The sequence below is a fragment of the Rahnella sp. P4_A8 genome (assembly GCF_056402435.1).
Genome location: NZ_JBFUHK010000187.1, coordinates 1 through 1,935 on the forward strand (window position 1 = coordinate 1; position 1,935 = coordinate 1,935).

The window sequence follows — 1,935 nt, forward strand, 5'->3', positions numbered from 1 at the left end:
GTGCCTTGCTGCGACAGCCGGAACATTTCATTTCTCGCGGGGAACTGAACTCTCTGATCCACAACGTGACCAACAATCTGGTGAATATCGAAGATAAAACCGGTGAATTCCTGCTGCGGTTGGACGATGGCCGCGTGATTGATACCAAAGGCTGGGCAGGCTGGGAATGGACGCACGGTATCGGACTTTACGGGATTTATCAGTATTATCAGCAGACTGGTGACGAAAAAATGCGTGCGGTGATCGACGACTGGTTTACCGCGCGTCTGGCGGAAGGCACGCCGACCAAAAACGTCAATACCATGAGCCCGTTCCTGACGCTGGCTTATCGTTATGAGGAAACCGGCAATGCGGCATGGCGCCCTTATCTGGAGCGCTGGGCGGAATGGGTAATGTACGAAATGCCGCGCACTGATAAAGGCGCGATGCAGCACATCGTTTATAACAACGAAAATCACCAGCAAATGTGGGATGACACGCTGATGATGAGCGTGTTGCCCCTGGCGAAAATAGGCAAGCTGCTGGACCGTCCGGAGTTTGTCGAAGAAGCGACGTATCAGTTCCTGATGCATGTGCAGTATCTGATGGATCGCGAAACCGGTCTGTGGTTCCACGGCTGGACGTTCGACGGACATCATAACTTTGCGCAGGCCCGCTGGGCGCGTGGCAACAGCTGGCTGACCATCGCGATCCCGGAATTCCTCGAACTGGTGGATTTACCGGAAAATAACGCCACCCGTCGCTATTTATTGCAGGTGCTGGAAAGTCAGGTCAGTGTGCTGGCGAAATGTCAGGATGACAGCGGTTTATGGCATACGCTGCTTGATGACCCGCAATCTTATCTTGAGAGCTCAGCGACCGCCGGTTTCGCCTATGGCATTCTGAAAGCCGTGCGTAAACGTTATATCGATGCGTCTTATGCGCCGGTGGCGGAGAAAGCCATTCAGGGGGTGATCAAACACATCAACCCGGCAGGGGAGCTGACGCAAACATCATTCGGAACGGCGATGGGGAATGATCTCGATTTCTATCGTGAAATCGCGCTGACCTCGATGCCTTACGGACAGGCAATGGCGATCCTGTGTCTGTCAGAATATCTGCGGGTTTATCTGTAGTATTGCGGATAACGGACTGAAGTAAAAACGGGCACTCAAAAGGTGCCCGTTTTTGTTTTTTCATCCGCTGTCAGATTTTTTCCAGCAGCACGCCAGATTCCATATGGTGCGTATACGGGAACTGATCAAACAACGCCAGACGTGTCACGCGGTGCGTCTTGCTCAGTGTTTCCAGATTCGCGCACAGTGTTTCCGGATTGCAGGAGATATAAAGAATACGGTCGTAGCCTGCCACCATCTTCACTGTTTCGTCATCCAGTCCGCTGCGCGGCGGGTCGACAAAAATGGTGTTGCATTCATACCCGCTTAAATCAATATCCTGCAAACGGCGGAATTCGCGTACGCCATTCAGCGCCTGTGTGAAATCTTCGGCCGCCATGCGGATAATCTGCACGTTATCAATATGGTTCGCCGCAATGTTGAATTGCGCGGCTGCGACGGAAGGTTTGGCGATTTCTGTCGCCAGAACGCGGCGAAAGTTGCGTGCCAGAGCCAGCGAGAAGTTGCCGTTACCACAGTAAAGTTCCAGCAAATCGCCGGTCGAGTTTTCCGTGGCCTTCAGCGCCCATTCCAGCATCTGAATGTTCATCTCAGCGTTTGGCTGGGTGAAACTGTTTTCCACCTGACGGTAAATCATATCGCGGCCCGCCACCGGAAGGACTTCGTCGACATAATCCTGATCGAGCATGATTTTAGTTTTGGCTGCACGACCAATCAGCTGGATATCAAAACCATCAGCACGCAACTGGTCACGCAGCGCGGTAGCAGCCTGCTGCCATTCGTCATCAAGCTTACGATGGTAAAGCAGCGAGGCAATGAT

At 52.8% G+C, this 1,935-nt stretch carries 2 protein-coding genes; one reads left to right on the forward strand and one right to left on the reverse strand.

The features are described 5' to 3' along the window. Positions 1 to 5: 5 nt before the first annotated feature. Positions 6 to 1,115 carry a beta-galactosidase BglB gene (bglB, locus tag AC1DUO_RS24485; RefSeq protein WP_477989207.1) on the forward strand — a complete coding sequence of 370 codons (1,110 nt, stop codon included), beginning with the start codon at positions 6 to 8 and terminating at the stop codon, positions 1,113 to 1,115. 70 nt (positions 1,116 to 1,185) lie between these two features. Here the strand turns inward: bglB and trmA are convergent. Next, a partial coding sequence (gene trmA / locus AC1DUO_RS24490; RefSeq protein WP_477989205.1) for a tRNA (uridine(54)-C5)-methyltransferase TrmA occupies positions 1,186 to 1,935 on the reverse strand: 750 nt, incomplete at its 5' end.